24 protein-coding genes and 5 tRNA genes are annotated in these 26,833 nt (G+C 52.8%); 12 read left to right on the top strand and 17 right to left on the bottom strand.

Translation table 11 applies throughout. From position 1 onward, the window contains the following. Positions 1-69: 69 nt before the first annotated feature. From mprA to emrB, 3 genes are all read left to right on the top strand, one after another. Positions 70-600 (top strand): transcriptional repressor MprA, encoded by a 531-nt coding sequence (gene mprA, locus NNN64_RS14675; protein WP_005122929.1) that lies wholly within the window; start codon positions 70-72, stop codon positions 598-600. Between the two features lie 129 nt (positions 601-729). Next, the gene (emrA, locus tag NNN64_RS14670) at positions 730-1,902 is read left to right on the top strand and encodes a multidrug efflux MFS transporter periplasmic adaptor subunit EmrA (RefSeq protein ID WP_048213008.1); all 1,173 of its coding nucleotides are present in this window, start codon (positions 730-732) and stop codon (positions 1,900-1,902) included. A gap of 16 nt (positions 1,903-1,918) precedes the next feature. Continuing rightward, positions 1,919-3,457 carry a multidrug efflux MFS transporter permease subunit EmrB gene (gene emrB / locus NNN64_RS14665; protein ID WP_061068443.1) on the top strand — a complete coding sequence of 513 codons (1,539 nt, stop codon included), beginning with the start codon at positions 1,919-1,921 and terminating at the stop codon, positions 3,455-3,457. Positions 3,458-3,543: 86 nt separating this feature from the next. Here the strand turns inward: emrB and luxS are convergent, their stop codons facing one another. The 15 genes from luxS to mltB form a co-directional block, all read right to left on the bottom strand. Further along, positions 3,544-4,059: an S-ribosylhomocysteine lyase gene (luxS, locus tag NNN64_RS14660; RefSeq protein ID WP_003037312.1), complete on the bottom strand. Its 516-nt coding sequence runs from the start codon at positions 4,057-4,059 to the stop codon at positions 3,544-3,546. Between the two features lie 149 nt (positions 4,060-4,208). After that, positions 4,209-5,768 carry a glutamate--cysteine ligase gene (gene gshA / locus NNN64_RS14655; protein WP_271441825.1) on the bottom strand — a complete coding sequence of 520 codons (1,560 nt, stop codon included), beginning with the start codon at positions 5,766-5,768 and terminating at the stop codon, positions 4,209-4,211. A 77-nt stretch (positions 5,769-5,845) separates the two neighbouring features. Further along, the gene (locus NNN64_RS14650; RefSeq protein ID WP_271441824.1) at positions 5,846-6,274 is read right to left on the bottom strand and encodes a YqaA family protein; all 429 of its coding nucleotides are present in this window, start codon (positions 6,272-6,274) and stop codon (positions 5,846-5,848) included. Beyond that, positions 6,271-6,837 carry a fructose-1-phosphate/6-phosphogluconate phosphatase gene (gene yqaB, locus NNN64_RS14645; protein WP_271441823.1) on the bottom strand — a complete coding sequence of 189 codons (567 nt, stop codon included), beginning with the start codon at positions 6,835-6,837 and terminating at the stop codon, positions 6,271-6,273. Before yqaB ends, NNN64_RS14650 begins: the two co-directional genes overlap by 4 nt. Before the next feature lie 137 nt (positions 6,838-6,974). Further along, a tRNA-Arg gene (locus NNN64_RS14640) sits at positions 6,975-7,051 on the bottom strand. A gap of 164 nt (positions 7,052-7,215) precedes the next feature. Next, positions 7,216-7,292 (bottom strand) — tRNA-Arg (locus NNN64_RS14635). Between the two features lie 192 nt (positions 7,293-7,484). After that, positions 7,485-7,561: transfer RNA gene (locus NNN64_RS14630), tRNA-Arg, on the bottom strand. A 60-nt stretch (positions 7,562-7,621) separates the two neighbouring features. Next, positions 7,622-7,698: transfer RNA gene (locus tag NNN64_RS14625), tRNA-Arg, on the bottom strand. Positions 7,699-7,701: 3 nt separating this feature from the next. Beyond that, a tRNA-Ser gene (locus tag NNN64_RS14620) sits at positions 7,702-7,794 on the bottom strand. Between the two features lie 390 nt (positions 7,795-8,184). Continuing rightward, positions 8,185-8,370, bottom strand: a complete 186-nt coding sequence (gene csrA, locus NNN64_RS14615) for a carbon storage regulator CsrA (protein ID WP_000906486.1) — start codon at positions 8,368-8,370, stop codon at positions 8,185-8,187. A 238-nt stretch (positions 8,371-8,608) separates the two neighbouring features. After that, entirely contained in the window at positions 8,609-11,236 is a 2,628-nt protein-coding gene (alaS, locus tag NNN64_RS14610) for an alanine--tRNA ligase (RefSeq protein WP_271441822.1), read from the bottom strand. A 128-nt stretch (positions 11,237-11,364) separates the two neighbouring features. Beyond that, on the bottom strand, positions 11,365-11,865 hold the full coding sequence (gene recX / locus NNN64_RS14605; protein ID WP_271441821.1) for a recombination regulator RecX: 501 nt from the start codon (positions 11,863-11,865) through the stop codon (positions 11,365-11,367). A gap of 69 nt (positions 11,866-11,934) precedes the next feature. Continuing rightward, positions 11,935-12,999, bottom strand: coding sequence for a recombinase RecA (recA, locus tag NNN64_RS14600; protein WP_271441820.1), 1,065 nt, complete (start codon positions 12,997-12,999; stop codon positions 11,935-11,937). 92 nt (positions 13,000-13,091) lie between these two features. Beyond that, a complete protein-coding gene (gene pncC / locus NNN64_RS14595; RefSeq protein WP_202037939.1) occupies positions 13,092-13,589 on the bottom strand; it encodes a nicotinamide-nucleotide amidase in 498 nt (165 codons plus the stop codon). Positions 13,590-13,783: 194 nt separating this feature from the next. Further along, the gene (mltB, locus tag NNN64_RS14590; protein ID WP_271441819.1) at positions 13,784-14,863 is read right to left on the bottom strand and encodes a lytic murein transglycosylase B; all 1,080 of its coding nucleotides are present in this window, start codon (positions 14,861-14,863) and stop codon (positions 13,784-13,786) included. 264 nt (positions 14,864-15,127) lie between these two features. On the opposite strand from mltB, the gene srlA reads away from it, so the two are divergent. The 7 genes from srlA (at position 15,128) to gutQ (ending at position 20,091) form a co-directional block, all read left to right on the top strand. Then, complete coding sequence (gene srlA / locus NNN64_RS14585) at positions 15,128-15,691, top strand: PTS glucitol/sorbitol transporter subunit IIC (protein ID WP_271441818.1); 564 nt, start codon at positions 15,128-15,130, stop codon at positions 15,689-15,691. Further along, positions 15,688-16,659: a PTS glucitol/sorbitol transporter subunit IIB gene (srlE, locus tag NNN64_RS14580; protein WP_271441817.1), complete on the top strand. Its 972-nt coding sequence runs from the start codon at positions 15,688-15,690 to the stop codon at positions 16,657-16,659. The genes srlA and srlE overlap by 4 nt, the downstream gene beginning before the upstream one ends. 13 nt (positions 16,660-16,672) lie before the next feature. Next, on the top strand, positions 16,673-17,035 hold the full coding sequence (srlB, locus tag NNN64_RS14575; RefSeq protein ID WP_271441816.1) for a PTS glucitol/sorbitol transporter subunit IIA: 363 nt from the start codon (positions 16,673-16,675) through the stop codon (positions 17,033-17,035). 17 nt (positions 17,036-17,052) lie between these two features. Next, positions 17,053-17,832 carry a sorbitol-6-phosphate dehydrogenase gene (gene srlD / locus NNN64_RS14570; protein ID WP_103848299.1) on the top strand — a complete coding sequence of 260 codons (780 nt, stop codon included), beginning with the start codon at positions 17,053-17,055 and terminating at the stop codon, positions 17,830-17,832. A gap of 97 nt (positions 17,833-17,929) precedes the next feature. After that, the gene (gene gutM, locus NNN64_RS14565) at positions 17,930-18,289 is read left to right on the top strand and encodes a transcriptional regulator GutM (protein WP_137382785.1); all 360 of its coding nucleotides are present in this window, start codon (positions 17,930-17,932) and stop codon (positions 18,287-18,289) included. 70 nt (positions 18,290-18,359) lie between these two features. Next, positions 18,360-19,133, top strand: coding sequence for a glucitol operon DNA-binding transcriptional repressor SrlR (gene srlR, locus NNN64_RS14560; protein WP_137382784.1), 774 nt, complete (start codon positions 18,360-18,362; stop codon positions 19,131-19,133). Next, positions 19,126-20,091 (top strand): arabinose-5-phosphate isomerase GutQ, encoded by a 966-nt coding sequence (gutQ, locus tag NNN64_RS14555; protein ID WP_137382783.1) that lies wholly within the window; start codon positions 19,126-19,128, stop codon positions 20,089-20,091. Before srlR ends, gutQ begins: the two co-directional genes overlap by 8 nt. Here gutQ and norR read toward each other — a convergent pair. Then, entirely contained in the window at positions 20,088-21,605 is a 1,518-nt protein-coding gene (gene norR, locus NNN64_RS14550) for a nitric oxide reductase transcriptional regulator NorR (RefSeq protein WP_271441815.1), read from the bottom strand. The two genes, gutQ and norR, sit on opposite strands and share 4 nt — an antisense overlap. Before the next feature lie 191 nt (positions 21,606-21,796). On the opposite strand from norR, the gene norV reads away from it, so the two are divergent. Continuing rightward, on the top strand, positions 21,797-23,245 hold the full coding sequence (gene norV / locus NNN64_RS14545) for an anaerobic nitric oxide reductase flavorubredoxin (protein WP_271441814.1): 1,449 nt from the start codon (positions 21,797-21,799) through the stop codon (positions 23,243-23,245). Beyond that, entirely contained in the window at positions 23,242-24,375 is a 1,134-nt protein-coding gene (gene norW, locus NNN64_RS14540; protein ID WP_271441813.1) for an NADH:flavorubredoxin reductase NorW, read from the top strand. Before norV ends, norW begins: the two co-directional genes overlap by 4 nt. Before the next feature lie 157 nt (positions 24,376-24,532). On the opposite strand, the gene hypF is transcribed toward norW, so the two are convergent. Next, positions 24,533-26,773, bottom strand: a complete 2,241-nt coding sequence (gene hypF, locus NNN64_RS14535; protein WP_271441812.1) for a carbamoyltransferase HypF — start codon at positions 26,771-26,773, stop codon at positions 24,533-24,535. Between the last annotated feature and the right edge of the window lie 60 nt (positions 26,774-26,833).

The following is a 26,833-nucleotide window of genomic DNA, read 5'->3' as shown; positions in this document are numbered from 1 at the left end:
AAATAATACATTTACTTTATTTGTCACTGTCGTTACTATATCGGCTGAAATTAATGAGGTTATACCCAAATGGATAGTTCGTTTACGCCCATTGAACAAATGCTAAAATTTCGCGCCAGCCGCTACGAAGAGTTCCCTTATCAGGAAGTGCTTCTGACTCGTCTTTGCATGCATATGCAGGGCAAGCTGCTGGAAAACCGCAATAAGATGCTGAAAGCTCAAGGGATTAACGAGACGTTGTTTATGGCGTTGATTACGCTGGAGTCTCAGGAAAACCACAGTATTCAGCCTTCTGAACTGAGCTGCGCACTTGGCTCGTCACGGACTAACGCCACCCGCATCGCGGATGAGTTAGAAAAACGTGGCTGGATCGAGCGTCGCGAAAGCGATAACGATCGTCGCTGTCTGCATCTGCAATTGACCGAAAAAGGCCATGCTTTTTTGCAGGAGGTATTACCGCCTCAGCACAACTGCCTTCATCAGCTTTGGTCATCTCTCAGCACCACCGAAAAAGATCAACTTGAGCACATCACCCGTAAACTTCTGACCCGTCTTGATCAGATGGAGCAGGATGGCGCGGTATTAGAAGCGCTGCGCTAACGCGCTGACTCGCTCAGAAATCCAGATTTATAAATGAAAAACCGACAGGCCAGCACGCACAGTGCTGGCCTTTCTGATAAACAGGTCGGCTCCAGCCGATGTGAAAAAAATAAGATCGTGGAGAACAACATGAGCGCAAATGCGGAGACTCAAACCCCGCAGCAACCGGTCAAGAAGAATGGCAAACGTAAAAGTATGCTGCTGCTTCTGACCTTGCTCTTTATTATCATTGCCGTGGCATATGGGATTTATTGGTTTTTAGTACTGCGTCATATCGAAGAGACAGACGATGCGTACGTGGCAGGGAACCAGGTTCAAATTATGGCGCAGGTATCAGGCAGCGTGACGAAAGTCTGGGCTGATAACACTGACTTTGTAAAACAGGGCGATGTCCTGGTCACTCTCGATCAGACAGATGCCAAACAGGCATTTGAAAAAGCCAAAACTGCGCTGGCGTCCAGCGTGCGCCAGACGCACCAGTTGATGATCAACAGCAAGCAACTGCAGGCAAGCATTGAAGTGCAGAGAACCGCGCTGGCCCAGGCACAAAGCGATTTTAATCGCCGTGTCCCACTGGGTAACGCCAACCTGATTGGCCGCGAAGAACTGCAACATGCCCGCGATGCTGTCGCCAGCGCTCAGGCTCAGCTTGATGTCGCAATCCAACAATATAATGCAAACCAGGCAATGATTCTGGGTAGCAAGCTGGAAGATCAACCTGCTGTACAACAGGCTGCCACCGAAGTGCGTAATGCCTGGCTGGCGCTGGAACGTACTAAAATTGTCAGCCCGATGACCGGCTATGTTTCCCGTCGTGCCGTGCAGCCTGGCGCGCAAATTAGCCCGACTACGCCGCTGATGGCGGTTGTTCCGGCCACTAACCTGTGGGTGGATGCCAACTTCAAAGAAACACAGCTGGCGCACATGCGTATTGGCCAACCGGCGACCGTCATCAGTGATATTTACGGCGATGATGTGAAATACACCGGGAAAGTCGTCGGCCTGGATATGGGTACGGGCAGCGCCTTCTCCCTGCTGCCGGCGCAAAACGCGACCGGTAACTGGATCAAAGTCGTCCAGCGTTTGCCGGTACGTATCGAACTGGATGCGCAGCAGCTGGCACAACATCCACTGCGTATTGGTTTGTCGACACTGGTTACGGTAGATACCGCTAATCGTGACGGGCAGATCCTGGCAAGCCAGGTCCGCACGACGCCAGTATCAGAAAGTAATGCACGTGAAATCAACCTTGATCCGGTCAATAAGATGATCGAAGAGATCGTGCAGGCCAACGCGGGCTAATTCAAAGGTGCGTGTGATGCAACAGCAAAAACCGCTGGAAGGCGCGCAGCTCGTCATTATGACGATTGCGCTGTCCCTGGCGACATTCATGCAGGTGCTGGACTCCACCATTGCTAACGTGGCGATCCCCACTATCGCCGGGAACCTCGGCTCTTCACTGAGCCAGGGAACCTGGGTGATCACCTCATTCGGGGTGGCGAATGCTATCTCTATTCCGATCACCGGCTGGCTGGCAAAACGCGTTGGCGAAGTACGACTATTCATGTGGTCAACTATCGCCTTCGTCATTGCGTCATGGGCATGTGGGATGTCCACCAGCCTGAATATGCTGATTTTCTTCCGCGTCATTCAGGGTATTGTCGCCGGTCCGTTAATCCCGCTATCGCAAAGCCTGTTACTGAATAACTATCCTCCCGCCAAACGCTCCATTGCCCTCGCGCTCTGGTCGATGACGGTGATTGTTGCCCCGATCTGTGGCCCCATTCTTGGGGGCTATATCAGCGACAACTATCACTGGGGCTGGATATTTTTCATCAACGTGCCAATCGGTGCTGTAGTGGTATTGATGACGCTGCAAACGCTGCGCGGTCGGGAAACCAAAACCGAGCAGCGGCGTATCGACGCCATTGGTCTGGCGCTGCTGGTCATTGGTATCGGTAGTTTGCAGATTATGCTCGACCGCGGCAAAGAATTGGACTGGTTCGCCTCACAGGAAATTATCATCCTGACGGTTGTCGCCGTGGTGGCAATCAGCTTCCTCATCGTCTGGGAGCTTACCGACGAGCACCCCATTGTCGATCTCTCGCTGTTTAAGTCGCGTAACTTTACCATCGGCTGTCTGTGTATCAGTCTGGCCTATATGCTCTACTTCGGCGCAATCGTCCTGTTGCCGCAGTTATTGCAGGAGGTGTACGGATATACGGCAACCTGGGCAGGTCTGGCGTCTGCACCGGTTGGGGTGATTCCAGTGATTCTGTCGCCGATTATCGGCCGTTTCGCACACAAGCTGGATATGCGTCGGCTGGTCACGTTCAGCTTCATCATGTATGCCGTCTGTTTCTACTGGCGTGCGTGGACGTTCGAACCCGGTATGGATTTTGGTGCATCGGCCTGGCCGCAGTTTATTCAGGGGTTCGCGGTGGCTTGCTTCTTTATGCCACTGACCACCATCACGCTATCGGGTTTACCGCCTGAACGTATGGCGGCAGCATCGAGCCTGTCTAACTTTACGCGAACACTGGCGGGTTCTATTGGTACATCGATCACCACGACGATGTGGACTAGCCGTGAGTCGCTGCACCATGCGCAACTGACGGAGTCAGTAAACCCTTATAACCCTAATGCGCAGGCTATGTATAACCAGCTGCAGGGATTAGGGATGACCAAAGAACAGGCATCCGGCTGGCTGGCGCAGCAAATCACCAACCAGGGGCTGATTATTTCTGCTAACGAAATCTTCTGGATGTCTGCAGGGATTTTCCTCGTGCTACTCGGCCTGGTGTGGTTTGCCAAACCGCCATTCGGTGCAGGCAGTGGCGGCGGCGGCGCACACTAATAAAAAAAGCCAGTTCAGATGAACTGGCTTTTTTATGCCTGACATTTGGTGACCTGATAGCACAATGCTTAGCAGGCCCGCCCAGACTAGATATGCAGTTCCTGCAATTTTTCTTTCGGCAGTGCCAGCTCTTCATTACTGTTAACGCGGACATCACGTTCCAGAATATGACGGGCAATGTCCTGCGCTTCACTGAGCGAGTGCATCTGATACGTACCGCACTGGTAGACGTTCAGTTCCGGGATCTGATTCTGATCCTGCACTTTCAACACGTCTGCCATTGCCGCTTTCCAGGCATCAGCTACGCGTTGTTCGTCCGGCGTTCCAATCAGGCTCATGTAGAAACCGGTACGACAACCCATTGGCGAAATATCAATAATCTCGACACCGTTACCATTCAGGTGGTTACGCATAAAACCAGCAAACAGGTGTTCCAGCGTATGAATACCTTTCTCAGGCATCACTTCTTTGTTCGGAATGCAGAAACGCAGATCAAACACGGTGATAGCGTCGCCATGCGGGGTGTTCATCGTTTTTGCAACCCGGACTGCAGGAGCTTCCATCCGGGTGTGATCGACAGTAAAACTATCTAACAACGGCATTTAGCCACCTCCGATAAATTTTTTAAAAATATTCTGAACTCTTTGTTCCGGGGCGAGTCTGAGTATATGAAAGACGCGCATTTGTTATCATCATCCCTGTTTTCAGAGATGAAATTTTGGCCACTCCCGAGTGGCCTTTTTCTTTTGTATCAGGCGTGCTTTTCCAGCCACACACCAAACGGCTCAGTATCTGCCGCTTCAATCTCCTGCTGACGGCGCTTGGAAGCCGCACTTTCAGCAATAAATTCTTCTTCCTGCAGCAGTTCCAATGGCTCTTCGCGCAACAGGTTACGGTACGCTTCACCCAACGCTTTACCCGTGCCGCCAATACCTGTATCAATCATAGACCGCAGGATCCGCGCTGAGAATGTCAGCTCAGGATTATCAAAGCAGGCAACCAGTTCGTCACAGACTTTTTGATATTCCTCTCCCCCGTGAATGCCGTCCAGCGTTTGTGCCACACGTTTCAGATCACGGAACAGATCTTTACCCACTTTAGGCAGCGGGAATTGAGCCGTTTCACAACCAATTCCTAACGTCAGACCTGGCTTGCGCCCTTCCAGAATAACGCGATTCCAGTTAGTACGCGTACACAGCAGCTCGTCGCTACTCATTTCCGGCGCATCTGCCAGAACACACCAAACCATGAACAAATCGAGGAAGCGCACCTGCTGTTCATCTACGCCGATTGGCGAGAATGGGTTGATATCGAGTGAACGCACTTCGATGTACTCAATGCCGCCGCGTAGAAGTGCATCAGATGGCGTTTCACCGCTGCGAGTCACGCGTTTCGGACGAATTGGCGCATACAGTTCATTTTCGATTTGCAAAACGTTGCTGTTGATTTGCAGGCGCTTACCGTCTTTCTCGAGACCGATCGCCGCGTATTCTTCTGAAGGCGTTTTAATCGCGCGCTTCAATCCTGCCACATACTCATGCAAATCGTTAAACGTAATTCCGAGATTGCTTTGCGACTTATTGGTATAACCCAGGTCACTCAGACGCAGCGACGTGGCATAAGGCAGGTAATACATACCACAATCGGTTTTTTCAAACGGCAGCGTTGTCGGCTTTCCTTGCAGGAAGGAGGAACAAATTGCGGGTGAGGCACCAAACAGATACGGGATCACCCAACCGAAACGGTAGTAGTTGCGGATCAGACGGAAATACCCTGCTGACACTTTTTCTTTAACGTCTTCATCACTATCTGTTACGCCACATTTCGCCTGCCAGAAAGCCATCGGCAGCGAGAAGTTGTAGTGTACGCCGGAGATAGTCTGCATCAACGCGCCGTAACGGTTTTTGAGGCCTTCACGGTAAAGGGTTTTCAGACGACCGATATTCGAAGTACCGTACTGCGCCAGCTCGATATCCTGACCTTCAGCAATATAGCAAGGCATGCTCAGTGGCCACATACGCTCATCGCCAAGATTCCTGGCGGTATAGCGATGCAGATCGCGCATGAACGTGAGCATTTTGTGAATGTCATCGCCCGGTGGAGTAATAAACTCCAGCAGCGTTTCGGCAAAGTCGGTGGTTATCCATTTATGCGTTAGCGCCGAGCCTAACACTTCAGGATGGCCTGTCGTTGCCAATGAACCATCAGCATTAACACGCAGCGTTTCGCGCTCGAGCCCGCGTTGAATCCCCTCTAACGCATGAGGATGTTTTTCCAGCCAGGCCAGCGCCTGTGATACGTCCGGGATCAAATTGACCTCCCGCCTGTCAAAATCGTTTTAATTAGCATAATGGTATTGGTCACCCTGAAGGTTATTCCACAACACAATTAGTGCCACCACATAATGCCTTGCGTCGTAACCGCCGCGACCACAACATAGCGCAGCGCTTTGCCAAGACATAAAAAAAAGATCACCGGGCCCCACGAGATGCGCATCCATCCCGCTAACAAGCACAGTAAATCACCCACAACCGGCATCCAGCTTAATAATAGTGTGACTGCGCCATAGCGCTTCAGCCAGCCAGTGGCTTTCTCTTGCCAGCGCGATGTTTTACGCAACGGAAAGAAACGCCCAAGGATAACGTTAGTTAACCCTCCAAGGCTATTACCCATTGTTGCTGTTAAAACTAAGACCCAGGGATGACTCGCTCCAGAAACCAGTAAGGCAACTAAAACAACTTCAGAATTTCCAGGTAATAGCGTGGCGCTGAGAAAGCTGCTGGCAAACAGTGAGAGGAGCGACAGTCCATCACTCACAGTAACCGAACATCCACAACATCCATTCCTGCCGCACGCGCTGCCTGCAACCCAAAATCGGCATCTTCAAACACAACGCAGCGAGCCGGAACGACGCCCATACGCTCAGCACATAACAAGAAGGTATCTGGAGCCGGTTTATGGCGTTGTACGTGATCGGCCGCCACCACTGCATCAAAATAACGACGCAGCCCAAGGTGAGTGAGCAGAGCTTCTGCAATGGCACTTTCGCTCCCAGTGCCAACTGACATAGGACGGCGACCATACCAGGCTTTCACAACATCGACCAACGGTAAAGGCTGGACGCTATCCAGCAGCATGCTTTTAACCTTATCGGTTTTTTCACGCGCCAGTGCATGGGGATCAAGATCGGCATGGTTCAGTTCAATCACCGATTGGGCAATACGCCACGTTGGGGAACCGTTGAGAGCGACCATAGCCTGCTCATCAAAACGTAGCCCATAACGTCCTAATACCTCATGCCACGCTTTACGGTGCGTAGGTTCGGTATCCAGGATGGTACCATCCATATCAAAAATTAAACCTGCATAACGTTCGTACATCGTCTTCTCACAAGCCGATTAACCAGACGTTATTTTATCGTAATTGATTGATTTTGTCGCTGACAGCGAATTGAGGATTGTTCAGGGAAGATAAGGAAATAATTCAGGGAGAGGTAAGAAAACAATTCAGGAGAAGATGGTGCATCCGGGAGGATTCGAACCTCCGACCGCTCGGTTCGTAGCCGAGTACTCTATCCAGCTGAGCTACGGATGCATCGGTGAAACTAGATTGGAGAAAACAAGAGATGGTGCATCCGGGAGGATTACTCGGCTGCGCCTCACCCTGCGGGCCGTTGCTGAAGCAACGTTATCCTCCCTGGTGCTGGCGATTATCTCGCAGACCATGAAACAACAGTTTAGCTGTTATCTCGGAGAAGATGGTGCATCCGGGAGGATTCGAACCTCCGACCGCTCGGTTCGTAGCCGAGTACTCTATCCAGCTGAGCTACGGATGCATCGGAAAACTTGCTTTACTGCCGATATTGATATCGTAATAAACGATATCAAGTAAGAGATGGTGCATCCGGGAGGATTACTCGGCTGCGCCTCGCCCTGCGGGCCGTTGCTGAAGCAACGTTATCCTCCCTGGTACTCGCGATTATCTCGCATACCATGAAACAACAGTTTTGCTGTTATCTCGGAGAAGATGGTGCATCCGGGAGGATTCGAACCTCCGACCGCTCGGTTCGTAGCCGAGTACTCTATCCAGCTGAGCTACGGATGCATCAGGGAAACTTACTTTACTGCAGATTTGATGTCGCTGCTAAAGCGCTATCAAGTAATATGGTGCATCCGGGAGGATTCGAACCTCCGACCGCTCGGTTCGTAGCCGAGTACTCTATCCAGCTGAGCTACGGATGCAAATGGCGGTGAGGCGGGGATTCGAACCCCGGATGCAGCTTTTGACCGCATACTCCCTTAGCAGGGGAGCGCCTTCAGCCTCTCGGCCACCTCACCAACACGCCTCTTGCGAGTGCTTCGAAGAACTTGTTTCTGCTCATCGTCGCTGCGTGGCGCACATATTACTTTCTGGGACTTATAAGTCAAACAATTTTTCCAGAGCTTTTATCGTTTGCACATTTCACGCGCAATTAGTCTGCAAAAACGGCAAAAAGAGTGTTTTATCAACAGATAAATCGGCGTTATACGGAGACGATGTACGAACAGAAAAATCACCGGGGAAGACAATAACAGCATCACAGCAGAGAAAACGACGTGGAAAAACAAGAATCAGAGAGAAGTCAGAGCAGTATAGAAAGAGATAAGAGAGCAATGAGGAAGTGAAAAGTAAGAAAAGAAGACACTCAATCAGGTTGCGCCTCACCAGGAAGGTGAGACGCGGAAACCTTAGTAACTGGACTGCTGGGATTTTTCAGCCTGGATACGCTGGTAGATCTCTTCACGATGGACAGAAACTTCTTTCGGGGCGTTGACGCCAATGCGCACCTGGTTGCCCTTCACCCCTAAAACTGTCACGGTGACCTCATCGCCTATCATGAGGGTCTCACCAACTCGACGAGTCAGAATCAGCATTCTTTGCTCCTTGAAAGATTAAAAGAGTCGGGTCTCTCTGTATCCCGGCATTATCCATCATATAACGCCAAAAAGTAAGCGATGACAAACACCTAAGTGTAAGCAGTCACGGCATCACATTCTGTTAAACCTAAGTTTAGCCGATATACACAACTTCAACCTGACTTTATCGTTGTCGATAGCGTTGAGGCAAACGCTGCGGATTGAAGTCCGCAGCGTCGACTTACGCTTATAATTTTTACAGTTTTGCGCTAACCCAGCCTTTCACACTGGCTAACGCTGCCGGCAGAGCCGCAGCATCCGTACCACCGGCTTGCGCCATGTCCGGACGACCACCACCCTTGCCGCCTACCTGCTGAGCGACCATCCCAATCAGTTCCCCTGCTTTCACGCGGTCTGTCACATCCTTAGACACGCCCGCAATCAGAGAAACCTTACCTTCAGCAACTGTTGCCAGTACGACAACAGTAGAACCCAGCTGATTTTTCAGATCATCAACCATGGTACGCAGCATTTTCGGTTCAACGTCCGCAAGCTCGCTGACCAACAGCTTCACGCCGTTGATATCAACTGCTTTGCTGGAAAGGTTCGCACTTTCCTGCGCTGCGGCCTGTTCCTTCAATTGCTGCAATTCTTTTTCGAGCTGACGCGTACGTTCCAGTACGGAACGAACTTTATCACCGATATTCTGGCTATCGCCTTTCAGCAGCTGCGCAATATCGCTTAAGCGATCGCTCTCAGCATGCACGGTATTCAGAGCACCTTCACCGGTCACGGCTTCGATACGACGAACGCCCGCAGCGGTACCAGATTCGGAGATAATACGGAACAGACCGATATCGCCCGTACGGCTGGCATGAGTACCACCACACAGTTCGGTAGAGAAATCACCCATGCTCAGAACACGCACGTGGTCATCGTATTTCTCACCAAACAGCGCCATTGCACCTTTGGCTTTCGCTGCCTCGAGATCCATGATGTTCGTTTCAATCGGTAGGTTGCGACGAATTTGCGCATTCACCAGATCTTCAACAGCACGAATTTCAGCAGGCTTCATCGCTTCGGTATGCGAGAAGTCGAAACGCAGCACTTTATCGTTTACCAGTGAACCTTTCTGCGCCACATGCGTGCCCAGAACCTGACGCAACGCCGCGTGCATCAGGTGAGTTGCGGAGTGATTGAGACGGATCCGCGCACGACGCGCTTCATCCACATCAGCCTGTACCGCATCGCCCACTTTCAGAGACCCCGTAGACAGCTTGCCAATATGACCAATTGCCTGACCATATTTTTGCGTGTCGTTCACGGCAAAGGCAAAACCTGCGCCTTTCAGTTCACCTTTATCGCCAACCTGGCCACCGGATTCGGCATAGAACGGCGTCTGGTCCAGAACAACGACAGCGTCCTGACCGGCGCTAATGGCATCTACCGCTTTACCATCAACAAATAGCGCGGTCACTTTGCCGTTCAGTTCCAGATTCTCGTAGCCTTTAAATTCAGAGGCACCATCAACACGAATCATCGCATTGTAGTCTGCGCCAAAACCGCTGGCTTCACGCGCACGGCGGCGCTGTTCTTCCATTGCGGCCTCAAAGCCAGCTTCATCAACCTTGATGTTGCGCTCGCGGCAAACGTCTGCCGTCAGGTCAACCGGGAAACCGTAAGTGTCATACAGGCGGAATGCTGTTTCGCCATCCAACGTATCGCCAGACAGTTTCGCCAGCTCTTCATCCAGCAGTGCCAGCCCACGTTCCAGCGTACGCGCAAACTGCTCTTCTTCGGTTTTCAGAACCTGCTCAACCATGGTTTGTTGACGCTTCAGTTCTTCACCCGCAGAGCCCATGACCTCCACCAGCGGACCAACCAGCTTGTAGAAGAAGGTATCTTTTGCGCCCAGCATGTTGCCATGACGTACCGCGCGACGAATGATACGGCGCAGCACATAGCCACGGTTTTCATTCGACGGGACAACGCCATCGGCAATCAGGAATGCGCAGGAACGAATATGGTCGGCGATAACGCGCAGTGATTTATTACTCAGATCGGTCGCACCGGTCACTTTCGCCACGGCTTCGATCAGTGAGCGGAACAGGTCGATTTCGTAGTTGGAGTTAACGTGTTGCAGCACGGCCGCAATACGCTCCAGACCCATACCGGTGTCTACGGACGGCTTCGGCAGCGGTTCCATGGTACCGTCGGCTTGACGGTTGAACTGCATGAAGACGATGTTCCAGATCTCAATGTAGCGATCGCCATCTTCTTCTGCACTTCCCGGAGGGCCACCCCAAATGTGGTCACCGTGATCGTAGAAAATCTCGGTGCACGGACCGCAAGGACCGGTATCACCCATCTGCCAGAAGTTGTCGGATGCATACGCAGCGCCTTTGTTATCACCAATACGGATGATACGTTCGCGCGGAATACCGACTTCTTTTTCCCAGATTTCATAGGCTTCATCGTCAGATTCATAGACGGTGACCCACAGACGCTCTTTCGGCAGAGCAAACCAGTTTTCACCGGTCAGCAGTTCCCATGCGTATTGAATGGCATCGTGTTTGAAGTAGTCGCCGAAGCTGAAGTTGCCCAGCATTTCGAAGAAGGTGTGGTGACGTGCAGTGTAACCGACGTTTTCCAGATCGTTGTGCTTACCGCCCGCGCGTACGCAACGCTGCGAAGTGGTTGCGCGGGAATAATTACGCTTGTCGAGGCCAAGGAATACATCCTTGAACTGGTTCATCCCGGCGTTGGTAAACAACAAAGTAGGGTCATTGTTGGGTACCAGGGAGCTGCTGGCAACTACCTGATGTCCTTTACTATGGAAAAAATCGAGAAACGCCTGACGGATCTCAGCGGTGCTCTTGCTCATAATTATCCTGAAGAAATCAAGCTAACGAAATGTCATTACCAGCATCGGCATGCAAACTGCGCCTCTGGCAATCGAAAAGTGGGAATAAGATAAGTTTTCTTTACTGGGAAGTAAAATCCCGTATGCGCTCAATCGTCAAAATTTCGCCATATTGCCTGAATATCTTCCATCAGATAGCCGCGATAGAGCAAAAAACGCTGGACCTTAACCTTTTCTGAAAAATCGACAGGTAAGGGGTCGCCATATTTTCTGATTGCCTGCTCCCGCGCAAGCAGCGCCCAGTCAATTTCACATTCCCGCATTGCCCACTCAATGGCCTCACGCGCGATCCCTTTCTGACCTAATTCCTGGCGCACACGCGCTGGCCCATAACCTTTACGGCTACGGCTGGCGATGAATTGCTGAACAAATCGGTCATCATCAAGATAACGACTCTCAATACACCAGGCGATAACCTTGTCGTAATCCTCCGGCGTGGCATCAATTTCTTCTGGTCCATTTTTCCCCATCACCGGAGCAGCCAGTTTACGCCGCAGTTCCTGCTCACTGTGGTCGCGCATCGCCAGTATTCGCACCGCGCGGTCAAGTAATCGGGAGTAAGCAGAGCGGCGGGAAGTTGAATCTGTCATATTGAGCCTTCAGAAATGGAAAAGGGCTGCATGATATGCAGCCCTTTTATATGCGATTACGTCAGACTATCAGAAATCTTCGTTGGTTTCTGCTACATCTTGACCACTGTCATCAACGGAGAAATCTGGCGTTGAATCCTGGTTATTGAGCAGTAACTCGCGTAATTTTTTCTCAATTTCTTTCGCGGCAACCGGGTTTTCTTTCAGCCAGTTGGTTGCATTCGCTTTACCCTGACCAATTTTGTCACCGTTGTAGCTATACCATGCGCCCGCTTTTTCAATCAGCTTCTCTTTCACGCCCAGGTCAACCAGTTCGCCGTAGAAGTTGATACCTTCGCCGTAAAGAATCTGGAATTCAGCCTGTTTAAACGGCGCTGCAATTTTGTTTTTCACGACCTTAACGCGGGTTTCGCTACCGACCACGTTATCGCCCTCTTTCACCGCGCCAATACGACGGATATCCAGACGGACAGAGGCGTAAAATTTCAGGGCGTTACCACCGGTAGTCGTTTCCGGGTTACCGAACATAACGCCAATTTTCATACGGATCTGGTTGATGAAAATCAGCAATGTGTTGGACTGCTTCAGGTTACCCGCCAGCTTACGCATTGCCTGGCTCATCATACGTGCCGCAAGGCCCATATGAGAGTCACCGATCTCACCTTCGATTTCAGCCTTCGGCGTCAGTGCTGCAACGGAGTCAACCACGATAACGTCGACTGCGCCAGAACGCGCCAGCGCGTCGCAGATTTCCAGAGCTTGTTCACCCGTATCCGGCTGAGAACACAGCAGGTTATCGATATCAACGCCAAGCTTACGCGCATAGACAGGATCCAACGCGTGTTCTGCATCGATGAATGCACAGGTTTTACCTTCGCGCTGTGCAGCAGCAATAACTTGCAGCGTCAGCGTTGTTTTACCGGAGGATTCAGGCCCATAAATTTCGACGATGCGTCCCATCGGCAAACCGCCCGCACCCAATGCGATATCCAGAGAAAGCGAACCGGTGGAGATGGTTTCCACGTCCATGGAACGGTCTTCACCCAGGCGCATGATGGAGCCTTTACCGAATTGCTTTTCGATCTGACCCAGCGCTGCCGCCAACGCTTTCTGTTTGTTTTCGTCGATAGCCATTAATTACTCCTGTCATGCCGCTTTCGGATTAAACCGTGAAACGTGAAAGATAATGTTCTGTTGAGGCAATTATACTGTATGCTCATACAGTATCAAGTATTTTGTAGAAATTGTTGCCACAGGGTTTGTAACGCATACGCGGTCGCCTGACGACGTACCGACTCACGGTCGCCGCTGAAGCATTCTCGCCGGGTAATCCCCTCACCGCTGACGCTGGCAAAGGCAAACCACACCGTACCCACGGGTTTGTCTTCACTACCGCCATCGGGTCCTGCGATACCGCTAATTGAGACGGCGAAGTCTGCACGGGCGGCTTTTAGCGCGCCAATCGCCATTTCAACGACCACCGGTTCACTCACCGCCCCATGCTGCGCCAGCGTTTCTTCGCGCACGCCGATCATCTGCGCTTTGGCTTGGTTGCTGTAAGTGACAAACCCGCGCTCAAACCAGGCTGAGCTACCGGCAATATCGGTAATGGCTTTTGCCACCCAACCGCCGGTGCAGGATTCCGCTGTTGTCACCGTTGCTCCGCGTGCTTTTAACGCCAGCCCCACCTGCTCACTTAACTGCATCAGTTCACTGTCGGTCATTTCAGCCTCTGTCAGTTAAAAAAATATGCCGGACAAGATAGCACTTTCACAATCAAGATGGGGATGAGGAGAACGTTTTACGAGGGGGATTCCAAAAATTGATCCGTTACCTAAATAAGACCTGCCGGGTAGCGATGCCAGCGCATCTTATCCGGCCTACAAGCGAAATCTTCCTGTAGGCCGGTAACACGCGATTACTGCACGCGAGCCAGCGCTACCGCCTGCCCCAACTGCCAAACCGCCATCGCGTAATGCGTGCTGTGGTTATAGCGGGTGATGGTGTAGAAGTTCGGCAGTCCATACCAGTACTGGTAGCCGGTGCCAACATCCAGACGCAGCAGGCTAGCCTGCTGATGATTCCCCAACGACTGCTGCGGTGTCAGGCCAGCAGCGGCAAGCTGAGAAATGCTGTATTGGGTTTTAAAGCCATTCGCAAGACCCGGTGCCTGTCCATTTGCAGGTACTGCCACGGTATCGCCTTTCACCCAGCCGTGCCCTTTGAAATAGTTTGCCACACTGCCGATAGCATCGACGGGGTCCCACAGGTTAATGTGCCCATCACCATTGAAATCAACGGCATATTGTTTATAGGAGGATGGCATAAACTGGCCGTAACCCATCGCACCAGCAAAGGAACCTTTTAGATCGAGCGGATCATCACTTTCATCTCGCGCCATCAGCAGGAAGGTTTCCAGCTCGCCAGAGAAATATTCCGCACGGCGCGGATAGTTGAAGGAAAGCGTCGCCAGCGCATCCAGAATACGCGTTTTGCCCATCACGCGGCCCCAGCGCGTTTCAACGCCGATAATGCCGACGATAATTTCTGGTGGTACTCCGTATACCTGCCACGCGCGGTTCAGCGCATCTTCATATTGATTCCAGAACGCCACACCATTTTGCACGTTGTCCGGGGTGATGAACTGCTTGCGATAGCGCAGCCATGCGCCATTAGGTCCGGCTGGCGGCTGCGTTGTGGGTGCCTGGCGGTCCATCAGACGCAATACTGAGTCCAGCCGCTTAGCCTGCGACAGGATTTCCTGCAATTGCTGACGGTCAAAACCATGCTTATTCACCATTTTCTCGATGAACTGCTGTGCATTCGGATTATTGGCGAAATCACCGCTTGTTTGCATGACGTTGTGCTGTGGCTCAAGCAGGAAGCCGCCGGATGGCGCACCCGTAGTCGTTTGAGTCTCTGAAGGTTTGGGTTTGCTGCTACAGGCAGCGAGCAGTACGAAAAGGGGGAGTAACGCTACATAACGACGCTTGAACATGAGACATCCATTAAACAAATTCAGCCTGGGGGAAGTATGGTAAAGCATCCTCCGTCATACAAGGAAGCGGTAGTCGCTCTCCTTCACAGAATTTACATCCCCTTTCATCTCCGACCCGCACATTTGCGAGCACTCACGCAATAACTTTCAAATTAAAATATTTATCTTTCATTTTGAGATCAAAATAACACTTTTAAACCTTTCGATCTGATTAAAATTAATTACCGTTTGGCAAGGTAACTAAAATCCCTACAGGAGAGAATAATGATCGACACCATCACACTCGGTGCTGAGTGGTTTATCGGGCTGTTCCAGAAAGGCGGAGAAGTGTTTACCGGCATGGTGACCGGTATTCTTCCACTGCTAATTAGCCTGCTGGTCATCATGAATGCGCTGATTAACTTTATTGGCCAGCAGCGTATTGAACGTTTTGCCCAGCGTTGTGCCGGGAACCCATTGTCCCGCTATCTGCTGCTGCCGTGCATCGGCACATTCGTTTTTTGTAACCCCATGACCCTGAGCCTGGGCCGTTTTATGCCAGAGAAATATAAGCCCAGCTATTACGCAGCAGCGTCCTATAGCTGCCACTCAATGAACGGCTTGTTCCCACACATTAACCCCGGAGAGTTGTTTGTCTATCTGGGGATCGCCAGCGGCTTGACGACGCTGGGCCTCCCGCTTGGCCCGCTCGCCATAAGCTATTTACTGGTCGGTCTGGTCACCAACTTCTTCCGTGGCTGGGTGACCGATTTCACTACCGCCATTTTTGAGAAAAAAATGGGCATTCAACTTGAGCAGAAAGTGCATCTGGCGGGAGCAACATCATGACACGTATTCGTATTGAAAAAGGCACAGGCGGCTGGGGTGGCCCACTCGAACTGGACGCCATTTCAGGAAAGAAAATTGTCTATATCACTGCCGGGACACGCCCTGCAATTGTCGACAAACTGGCCAGTTTGACCGGCTGGCAGGCCGTTGATGGCTTCAAAGAAGGTGAACCACCCGAGAATGAAATCGGTGTTGCAATCATCGACTGCGGCGGCACGTTGCGCTGCGGGATCTATCCGAAACGTCGTATACCGACGGTAAATATTCACGCGACCGGGAAATCCGGCCCACTGGCACAATACATTGTTGAAGATATCTATGTCTCTGGCGTGAAAGAAGAAAATATCACCGTTGTCGGTGAAACATCTGCTACGCCGCAGCCTGCAAGCAGCACTATTGGTCGCGATTACGACACCAGCAAAAAGATTACCGAACAAAGTGATGGCCTGCTGGCAAAAGTCGGTATGGGCATGGGTTCCGCCGTTGCGGTGCTGTTCCAGTCCGGACGCGACACGATTGATACCGTGCTGAAAACCATTCTGCCGTTTATGGCGTTCGTCTCGGCACTGATTGGCATCATCATGGCTTCCGGTTTAGGTGACTGGATAGCCCATGGTCTTGCGCCGCTGGCCAGCCATCCTCTGGGATTGGTGACCCTGGCACTAATTTGCTCATTCCCATTGCTATCGCCTTTCCTCGGCCCTGGCGCGGTAATTGCACAAGTTATCGGCGTACTGATCGGTGTACAGATTGGTCTGGGAAATATCCCGCCACATCTGGCACTACCTGCCCTGTTTGCCATTAACGCCCAGGCAGCGTGCGATTTTATCCCGGTAGGCCTGTCGCTGGCCGAAGCCCGTCAGGACACCGTGCGCGTCGGTGTGCCATCTGTTCTGGTAAGCCGCTTCCTCACCGGTGCACCTACCGTTCTCATCGCCTGGTTTGTTTCCGGCTTTATTTACCAATAAGAGGCACTCAGAAATGACCGTGATTTATCAGACCACCATCACCCGTATCGGCCAAAGCGCAGCAGATGCACTTTGCGACCAGATGCTGATTACCTTTCGTGAAGGCGCCCCTGCGGATATCGAAGAGTTTTGCTTCATTCATTGCCATGGCGTGCTGAACGGTTCTCTGCAAGCTGGTATCCGTTTCGAACTGGGCCAGCATCACTACCCGGTTACGGCTGTCGGCAGCGTGGCAGAACAAAACTTACGTGAACTCGGACATATCACTCTGCGCTTCGACGGACTAAGCGAAGCGGAATTTCCCGGCACCGTGCACATAGCGGGGCCCGTACCGGACGATATCGCACCGGGCTGTATTTTGAAGTTTGTTGCTTAAGATTGAAGGAGAAAAAAATGAATCAGGTAGCCGTTGTCATTGGTGGAGGCCAGACCCTGGGAGCATTCCTTTGCCGTGGGCTTGCGACAGAAGGATACCGCGTTGCGGTCGTCGATATTCAAAGCGATAAAGCGGCGAATGTGGCACAGGAAATTAACGCCGAGTTCGGTGAAGGTACCGCTTACGGTTTTGGTGCAGATGCCACCAGCGAACAGAGCGTGCTGGCGCTGTCTCGCGGAGTCGATGAAATATTCGGTCGTGTTGACCTACTGGTTTACAGCGCGGGCATTGCCAAAGCAGCATTTATCAGCGACTTTCAGTTGGGGGATTTCGACCGTTCACTTCAGGTGAATCTGGTCGGCTATTTCCTCTGTGCACGTGAATTCTCGCGCCTGATGATCCGTGATGGCGTGCAGGGCCGCATTATCCAAATCAACTCCAAATCGGGGAAAGTGGGTAGCAAGCATAACTCGGGTTACAGCGCGGCGAAATTTGGCGGCGTGGGCTTAACGCAATCGCTGGCACTGGACCTGGCGGAATACGGCATTACCGTGCACTCATTGATGCTGGGTAACCTGCTGAAATCCCCAATGTTCCAGTCATTGTTACCGCAATATGCCACTAAACTTGGCCTCAAGCCGGACCAAGTGGAGCAGTACTACATTGATAAAGTGCCACTCAAGCGCGGCTGCGATTATCAGGACGTACTGAATATGCTGCTGTTTTACGCCAGTCCAAAAGCCTCTTACTGCACCGGGCAGTCCATCAACGTGACCGGCGGTCAGGTGATGTTTTAAGAGACATGATTGCCCGGTGGCGCTGCGCTTACCGGGCCTACACGCAGTAGGCCGGATAAGGCGCAGCCGCCATCCGGCAAAATCAAAGGAGCACATTATGGTTTCCGCACTGATTACCGTCGCCGCCATTGCGTGGTGTCTGCAACTCGCATTGGGAGGCTGGCAAATATCCCGTTTTAATCGGGCTTTCGATAAGCTCTGCCAGCGGGGTCGGGTCGGCGTGGGTCGCTCCGGTGGGCGTTTTAAACCCCGTGTTGTGGTCGCTATCGCACTGGATGAGCAACAGCGGGTTGCTGATACGTTATTTATGAAAGGTCTTACCGTTTTTGCAAGACCTGGCAAAATTGCCACAATTATGGGCAAACATCTTGATGAATTACAGCCTGATGTGATCTTTCCCCATGATCCGCTTTCGCAGAATGCACTATCATTGGCGCTTAAACTGAAACATGGGTAATTTCGTTGTGAATGCTAATAGCTTGCGAAATTATCATTTTGCAACTTATTAAGTCAGGGTAATCACGCCTATGAAACCTCGTCAGCGTCAGGCTGCCATACTGGAGCACTTGCAAAAGCAGGGAAAATGCTCGGTTGAAGAACTGGCCCACTACTTTGACACCACCGGTACGACCATTCGTAAGGATCTGGTCACTCTGGAAAATGCCGGAACCGTCATTCGCACCTATGGCGGCGTAGTATTGAATAAAGACGAATCTGACCCGCCAATCGATCACAAGACGCTGATCAACACGCATAAAAAAGAGCAAATTGCCGAAGCCGCCGTTCGCTTTATTCACGATGGCGACTCCATTATTCTGGATGCAGGCAGTACGGTGCTGCAGATGGTGCCGATGCTCAGCCGCTTTAGCAACATCACCGTCATGACCAACAGCCTGCACATTGTTAATGCGCTTTCGGAGCTGGACAACGAGCAAACCATCCTGATGCCCGGCGGGACATTCCGTAAAAAATCTGCGTCATTTCACGGACAGCTGGCAGAAAATGCCTTTGAGCAGTTCAGCTTTGATAAACTCTTCATGGGCACCGACGGCATCGATCTCAATGCCGGCGTAACCACATTTAATGAGGTGTTTAGCGTCAGTAAAGCGATGTGCAATGCCGCTCGCGAAGTCATTCTGATGGCTGACTCGTCAAAATTTGGGCGCAAAAGTCCCAATGTTGTGTGCAGTCTGGAAAGCGTCGACAAATTGATTACCGATGCGGGTATTAACCCTGCGTTTCGTCAGGCGCTGGAAGCAAAAGGGATTGAAGTGATTATAACCGGAGAGACCAATGAGTGATGCACTACTGAACGCGGGCCGTCAGACGTTAATGCTGGAATTACAGGAAGCCAGTCGACTGCCAGAGCGACTGGGCGATGATTTTGTTCGGGCTGCCAATACTATCATCCACTGTGAAGGCAAAGTGATTGTTTCCGGGATTGGCAAGTCAGGCCATATTGGCAAAAAAATCGCGGCAACCCTCGCCAGTACCGGCACGCCCGCCTTTTTTGTGCATCCGGCAGAAGCGCTGCACGGCGACTTAGGAATGATTGAAAGTCGCGATGTCATGCTGTTTATCTCCTACTCTGGCGGGGCTAAGGAGCTGGATCTCATCATTCCACGCCTGGAAGACAAATCCGTCACCCTGCTGGCAATGACCGGAAAACCAACTTCGCCACTGGGCCTGGCAGCCAAAGCGGTGTTGGATATTTCAGTAGAGCGTGAAGCCTGCCCGATGCGCCTGGCGCCAACCTCCAGCACCGTCAACACGCTGATGATGGGCGATGCGCTGGCGATAGCCGTGATGCAGGCTCGTGGGTTTAACGAAGAAGATTTTGCCCGTTCCCATCCGGCCGGTGCGCTGGGCGCACGTCTGTTAAATAAAGTGCATCACCTGATGCGCCGTGACGATGCTGTACCACAGGTAACGCTCACTACCAGCGTCATGGATGCCATGCTGGAACTGAGTCGTACAGGTCTGGGTCTGGTAGCGGTCTGCGACGATCAATCGCTGGTGAAAGGTGTCTTTACCGACGGCGACCTGCGCCGCTGGCTGGTTGGCGGTGGCGCACTTACGACTCAGGTAAGCGAAGCGATGACCCATAATGGCGTCACGCTGCAGGCGCAGAGCCGAGCGATTGATGCCAAAGAAGTTCTGATGAAGCGCAAAATCACCGCGGCGCCGGTGGTGGATGAAAACGGTAAACTCACCGGCGCTATCAACCTGCAGGATTTCTATCAGGCAGGGATTATTTAATCCTTAAGTCCAAGACGCTTCGCCAGCCGGTGCAGGTTGGCGACGTCTGTTTCCAGCGCCCGCGCACTTGCCGCCCAACTGTGATTATTCTGCGCCAGTGCCCGGCGAATCATCTCCCGTTGGAAAGATTCTGTTGCCTCACGCAGGTTATGATGCAGCGGAACCTCGGGAAGAACCTCCGGCGGCGGGACGGAACTGTCATCCTGTAAAGCAAAATGCTGCGCTTCCAGAACCACTTCATCCCCTGCCCTTGTCGCCCTTGCCAGCACCACCGCCCGGTGAATGGCATGTTCCAGTTCACGCACGTTTCCCGGCCAGCCGTAGTTCAACAAATGGCTACGCGCACCGCCACTTAACACCACGCGGGAAAGTCCCAGTCGCAGCCGACATTGCTCGCAAAAATATCCCGCCAGCAAAACAACGTCCTCACCGCGTTCGCGCAGTGGTGGCACAGAAAGAGGAAAGACGCTCAGGCGATGAAACAAATCCGCGCGGAAATTCCCGGCCAGCACCTCTTCACGCAAATCGCGGTTGGTTGCTGCCAGCACGCGTACGTCAACGCGCAGACTGCGATCGTCCCCCACGCGCTGAATATCCCCGTACTGCAATACGCGCAGCAACTTGGCCTGTAGCGCCAGCGACAATTCACCTATCTCATCCAGAAACAGCGTACCGTTGTCCGCCATTTCAAATTTCCCGCTACGGTTGCTGATAGCCCCGGTAAACGCCCCTTTGACGTGACCAAACAGCTCGCTTTCTGCCACGCTTTCCGGCAACGCTGCGCAGTTCAGATACACCAGTGGATTTACCGCACGCGGCGAACCTTCGTGGATGGCCTTCGCCACCAGCTCTTTCCCGGTTCCCGTCTCACCGCTGATCAAAACATTGAGATCGGAGCCCGCAACAATCTCGATCTCTTTTTTCAGTTGCATCATATTGGGCGACAGGCCAATCATTTGCGTTTCTTTCACCTGCTCGAAGGCCGTTGACGAGCCTGGCAGCATGTTCTGGCTTTCCAGTTGCTCAATCAGCAGCGCATTACTGAGCGCGCCCGCCGCCAGCGCAGCAATCAGCCTAAGCTCTTCATCACTGAACACATCGAACTGATCGGGTTCCATGCCATCCAGCGTGAGCGCCCCGATCAGACTTTGTCCGGCAAACAGCGGCAATCCGATACAGGCATGCACCTTCAGGCTCTCCTGACCGGGGATCAACCCATCATAAGGATCGGGCAAATCGCTGTCGGCGGGGAAACGCACCACATCCCCGGCTCGGGCAATCGCCTCCAGTCGCGGGTGCCCCTCCAGCGTAAAGCGCCTGCCGAGAACATCCTGCGTCAGTCCATCGATCGCCAGCGGAATAAATTGTCGGGATTCATAGCGCAACAATGCCGACGCATCGCACTCCAGCACCTGACGTAACGTCGTGATCAGGCGTTGAAAACGGTCCTGATGCCCAATACCGCTTTGTAATTCAATGGCGATGCCCGCCAGCACGTCTACAGAAAAGCTCATGACCACCTCATTGTCATTTTGACAATCCATATTGTCATATTGACAATGAAATGAATAGTCATTTTGACTACCACTTTGTAGGCAATAAATATTAAATCGTTATAAATCAAATAAATAAAAAGTTGGCACGCAACCTGCAATAAGCAAAACATCTTTTTTAGAAAAACGCGAAATTAATTACTGAGGTTGCTATGTCTATTCTGGTTAAAAATAACATTCATTGGGTTGGCCAACGTGACTGGGAAGTTCGTGATTTCCACGGAACCGAATACAAAACGCTGCGCGGCAGCAGCTACAACAGCTATCTTATCCGTGAAGAAAAAAATGTCCTGATCGATACAGTAGACCACAAGTTTAGCCGTGAATTCGTGCAGAACCTGCGCAGTGAAATCGACCTGGCAGATATCGATTACATCATCATTAACCATGCGGAAGAAGACCACGCCGGGGCGCTGACCGAGCTGATGTCCTGCATCCCGGATACCCCGATTTACTGCACAGCCAACGCCATTGACTCCATCAACGGTCACCACCATCACCCGGAATGGAACTTTAACGTGGTGAAAACCGGTGACTCGCTGGACATTGGTAACGGCAAACAGCTGATCTTCGTGGAAACACCGATGCTGCACTGGCCGGACAGCATGATGACCTACATGACCGGTGATGCGGTACTGTTCAGTAACGACGCCTTTGGCCAGCACTATTGTGATGAACGCTTATTCAACGACGAAGTGGATCAGACGGAGTTATTCGAACAGTGTCAGCGCTACTACGCCAATATCCTGACCCCGTTCAGCCGCCTGGTCACACCGAAAATCACGGAGATCCTCGGCTTCAACTTGCCGGTCGACATGATTGCCACTTCCCACGGTGTGGTATGGCGCGACAACCCAACACAAATCGTAGAGATGTACCTGAAATGGGCGGCGGATTACCAGGAAGACCGCATCACCATTTTCTACGACACCATGTCGAACAACACCCGCATGATGGCCGATGCGATTGCCCAGGGCATCAACGAAGTGGACCCGAACGTCGCGGTGAAAATCTTCAACGTTGCCCGCAGCGATAAAAACGAAGTACTGACTAACGTCTTCCGCTCTAAAGGCGTGCTGGTAGGGACTTCGACCATGAATAACGTGATGATGCCGAAAATCGCGGGTCTGGTGGAAGAAATGACCGGCCTGCGTTTTCGTAACAAACGCGCCAGCGCCTTCGGTTCACATGGCTGGAGTGGCGGTGCGGTAGACCGTTTGTCCACTCGCCTGCAGGATGCAGGTTTTGAAATGTCACTGAGCCTGAAAGCAAAATGGCGTCCTGATCTGGATGCGCTGGAACTGTGCCGCCAGCACGGTCGAGAAATTGCACGTCAGTGGGCACTTGCTCCGCTGCCGGAAACCCAGGTGAAAGCCGTCGCCCAGGAAGAAGCCTGCGCCTGTGCCGCTGCGGCTGCCGCGGACCTCGGCCCGAGCATGCAGTGCAGCGTTTGCCAGTGGATCTACGATCCAGCAAAAGGTGAGCCGCTGCAGGATGTCGCACCGGGTACACCATGGAGCGACGTGCCGGACAACTTCCTGTGCCCGGAATGTTCATTAGGTAAAGACGTCTTCGACGTACTGGCAACGGAGGCAAAATGAGCCGCGGAATTGTCATTATTGGTTCGGGCTTTGCCGCCCGCCAGTTAGTCAAAAATATCCGTAAACAGGATGCAACGGTTCCGTTGACCCTGATTGCCGCTGACAGCATGGATGAGTACAACAAGCCCGATCTCAGCCACGTGATCAGTCAGGCACAGCGCGCAGACGACCTCACCCGCCAGTCGGCGGGGGAGTTTGCCGAACAGTTTAACTTACGCCTGTTTCCGCATACCTGGGTTACTAATATCGACGCGGATGCTCACGTGGTGAAAAGCCAGGAGCAGCAGTGGGAGTACGACAAACTGGTACTGGCAACGGGCGCATCGGCTTTTGTGCCGCCGGTTACCGGGCGTGAGTTAATGCTCACTTTGAACAGCCAACAAGAGTATCGCGCCTGTGAAACACAGCTGCGTGATGCCCAGCGGGTACTGATTGTCGGTGGCGGTCTGATTGGCAGTGAACTGGCGATGGATTTCTGTCGTGCCGGCAAAGCGGTGACGCTTATCGATAACGCCGCCAGCATTCTGGCCTCGTTAATGCCGCCGGAAGTCAGCAGCCGTTTGCAGCATCGTCTGACCGATATGGGTGTGCATCTGCTGTTGAAATCACAACTGCAGGGTCTGGAGAAAACCAGCACCGGTATCCGCGCCACGCTCGATCGTCATCGTAGTGTCGACGTTGATGCGGTAATCGCCGCAACCGGTCTGCGCCCGGAAACCGCACTGGCGCGCCGCGCCGGATTAGCCATCAATCGGGGGGTTTGCGTCGACAGCTACCTGCAAACCAGTCATCCGGACATTTACGCGCTCGGCGACTGCGCGGAAATTAACGGTCAGGTACTGCCGTTCCTGCAGCCGATTCAGTTAAGCGCCATGTATCTGGCGAAAAACCTGCTCGGTGGTAGCGCGCCATTGAAACTGCCCGCCATGCTGGTAAAAGTCAAAACGCCGGAACTGCCGTTACACCTGGCAGGGGAAACCCAGCGTCGCGATCTGAACTGGCATATTGCCGCCGAAGCGCAAGGGATGGTCGCCCGAGGGATGAACGACGAAGGTCAATTGTGTGCCTTCGTCGTCAGTGAAGACCGGATGAAAGAAGCCTTCGCGCTGCTGAAAACGTTGCCCGTGTAAATCTGTGATGCCGGATGGCGGCTACGCCTTATCCGACCTACAACCTTATCCAGCAACGCGGCTACTGATTTATTAACCTCACGCACATGGATGTGCGTTGCCACTTGTCGGTATGCCCCGACATGTTTTTCTTGCCCCGCCAGTCCCGGGGCTTTTTTTATTTTTGCCCCAACGCTCGCGCGGCGGCAATCACACCCTGTCCCAATGACAATCCACCGTCGCCCGCCGGTAAACGCTGCGGGAACAATAACGTAAAATCGGCCAGGTAAAATGCCAGTCGGGTTGACAATAAACGGTTATGCATTACACCACCGCTGAATACTAACGTCTTAATCCTGCGCGCTTCAGCTTGTTCCCGCATCAGAGTGGCAAACCCACGCGCCAGCGCATCATGAAACGCCCACGCTCTTTCTGTCGATTTGGCCTGCCAGTTCAGCCATTGGTGCCAAAAAGCCGCTAAGTCCAGATGATTACCATCAAGCGGCACCGTGACAGGATGATCAACGCCAGCACATTGCGATGCCATCGACTCCAGGGCACAGGCCGCTTCGCCCTCGTAACTCAGCGATTCCGGCGCGCACTGGAGTGCGGCTGCAACGGCATCAAACAACCGTCCGCACGATGAGGCCTGCGGAGTATTGATTCCTCGCTCGATGGCGCGAGCCAAAACTGGCCAGTTTTGCTGTTGCAGCGCTGACGTTTCCGGGTAACGCTGCCAGTCAGGAACAAAACGCAGGCACTGCGCCAACAGATTGCGCCACGGCTGTTTTGCCGCCAGATCGCCGCCGGCCAGTGCCACGGCAGGTAAGCCACCGAGGTGTTCGCATTCACGATAATTGACCCGCAAACACTCGCCGCCCCACAGCACCCCGTTTTCGCCCATGCCAATGCCGTCCAGCGTCAGGGCAATCACATCGCCACCGTCCAGCGGCCAGCCGTGCTCGGCCAGGCACGCAGCAGCATGGGCATGATGATGCAGCACCGTTTCAGTCGGCAGATTCATCTCGCTGGCCCACTGACTGGAAACATAACCAGGGTGCGCGTCATGGACGATACGCTGCGGCGTAAAGTCATAAATATTCTGGATCAGGCGCAACGCGTCACGCCACTGATGTTGAATACCATCGTCGCTAAGATCGCCCAAATGCTGGCTGATAACCGCCTGCTCACCACGCACCAGACAGAAAGTATTTTTTAAATCTGCGCCTAAACACAACATCGGCGGCACATCGCGAAAGCCCTGCGGTAGCGCAACCGCATCCGGCACGTAGCCCCGGGAGCGGCGTAGCATTTCCCCGCTTTGACGTACCACGGAGTCATCCATACGCTGCACAATTTCACGGTTGTGTAGCAGGACCCCATCTGCAATCTCACGCAAATCATCCAGAGCTTGCGCATTGGTAATGGCCGGTGGCCTGCCGCTGAGATTGCCGGAGGTCATCACCAGTGGGCAGTTCAGTGCCTGTAACAGCAGGTGCTGTAATGGATTAGCAGGTAGCATTACCCCCACTTCCGTCAGCCCGGGCGCAATCTCCTCACTGAGCGCAACCACATCGTGTTTATTCACCAACACGATCGGCGCGGCGGGGGTTGTCAGCAGACGACGAGCGGCCTCTGGCAATCCGTTATCATCGGGCAACATCACCGCCAGAGGCTTAGCCGGACGGTGTTTGCGCTGCCTGAGTCGGGCCACGGCGTTATCATTTCGCGCATCGCACACCAGATGAAACCCACCAATGCCTTTCACCGCCACAATACCACCCGCTTTCAGCTGTACCACCGCCGCCTGCAGTGCGTCTTCTTTTTCAGCCCGCACGTCAGTACTGATCCATTCCAGATGCGGGCCGCATGCCGGGCAAGCAACGGGCTGGGCGTGGAAGCGACGGTCATACGGATCGCGATACTCTTTGTCGCACTGCGGACAGAGCGGGAAAGACGCCATGACGGTCAACGGACGGTCATACGGCATCGCGCGGATAATCGTAAAACGTGGGCCACAGTGGGTGCAGTTGATAAAGGGATAGCGATAGCGACGTTCGCCGGGCGTGTTCATTTCAACAAGGCATTCAGGACAGGTCGCGGCATCGGGGACAATTTGCGTATTCATCGTTCCGCCCGCGCTCTGTCGAATCGAGAAATCAGCAGGCTGCTTCGTCCAGGCGAATGGCTCACTTTCGACGCTATCGATACGTGCCAGCGGTGGGCAGTGCTGATGCAACTGGGTAATAAACGCCGCGGGATCTTCCAGCAATCGCACAACCACACCATCACCGTCGTTACACACGTCGCCGTGTAGGTTCAGGCGCTGCGCCAGTTGCCAGACAAAGGGGCGAAATCCGACGCCCTGAACCTTGCCGCGAATACGCAGTTGTACGCCGGAGTGGTGGTTTATTGTCATGATGAATTCCCGCGGTATTGTATCCCTGAAATGTCCGTTTGCCGGATGGCGGCTTCGCCT

Origin of the sequence: Citrobacter sp. Igbk 14 (assembly GCF_028069825.1) — a bacterium.
Lineage (GTDB): Bacteria > Pseudomonadota > Gammaproteobacteria > Enterobacterales > Enterobacteriaceae > Citrobacter.
Note: the sequence above shows the minus strand (reverse complement) of the source record. Positions and strands in the feature narration are given on the sequence as shown.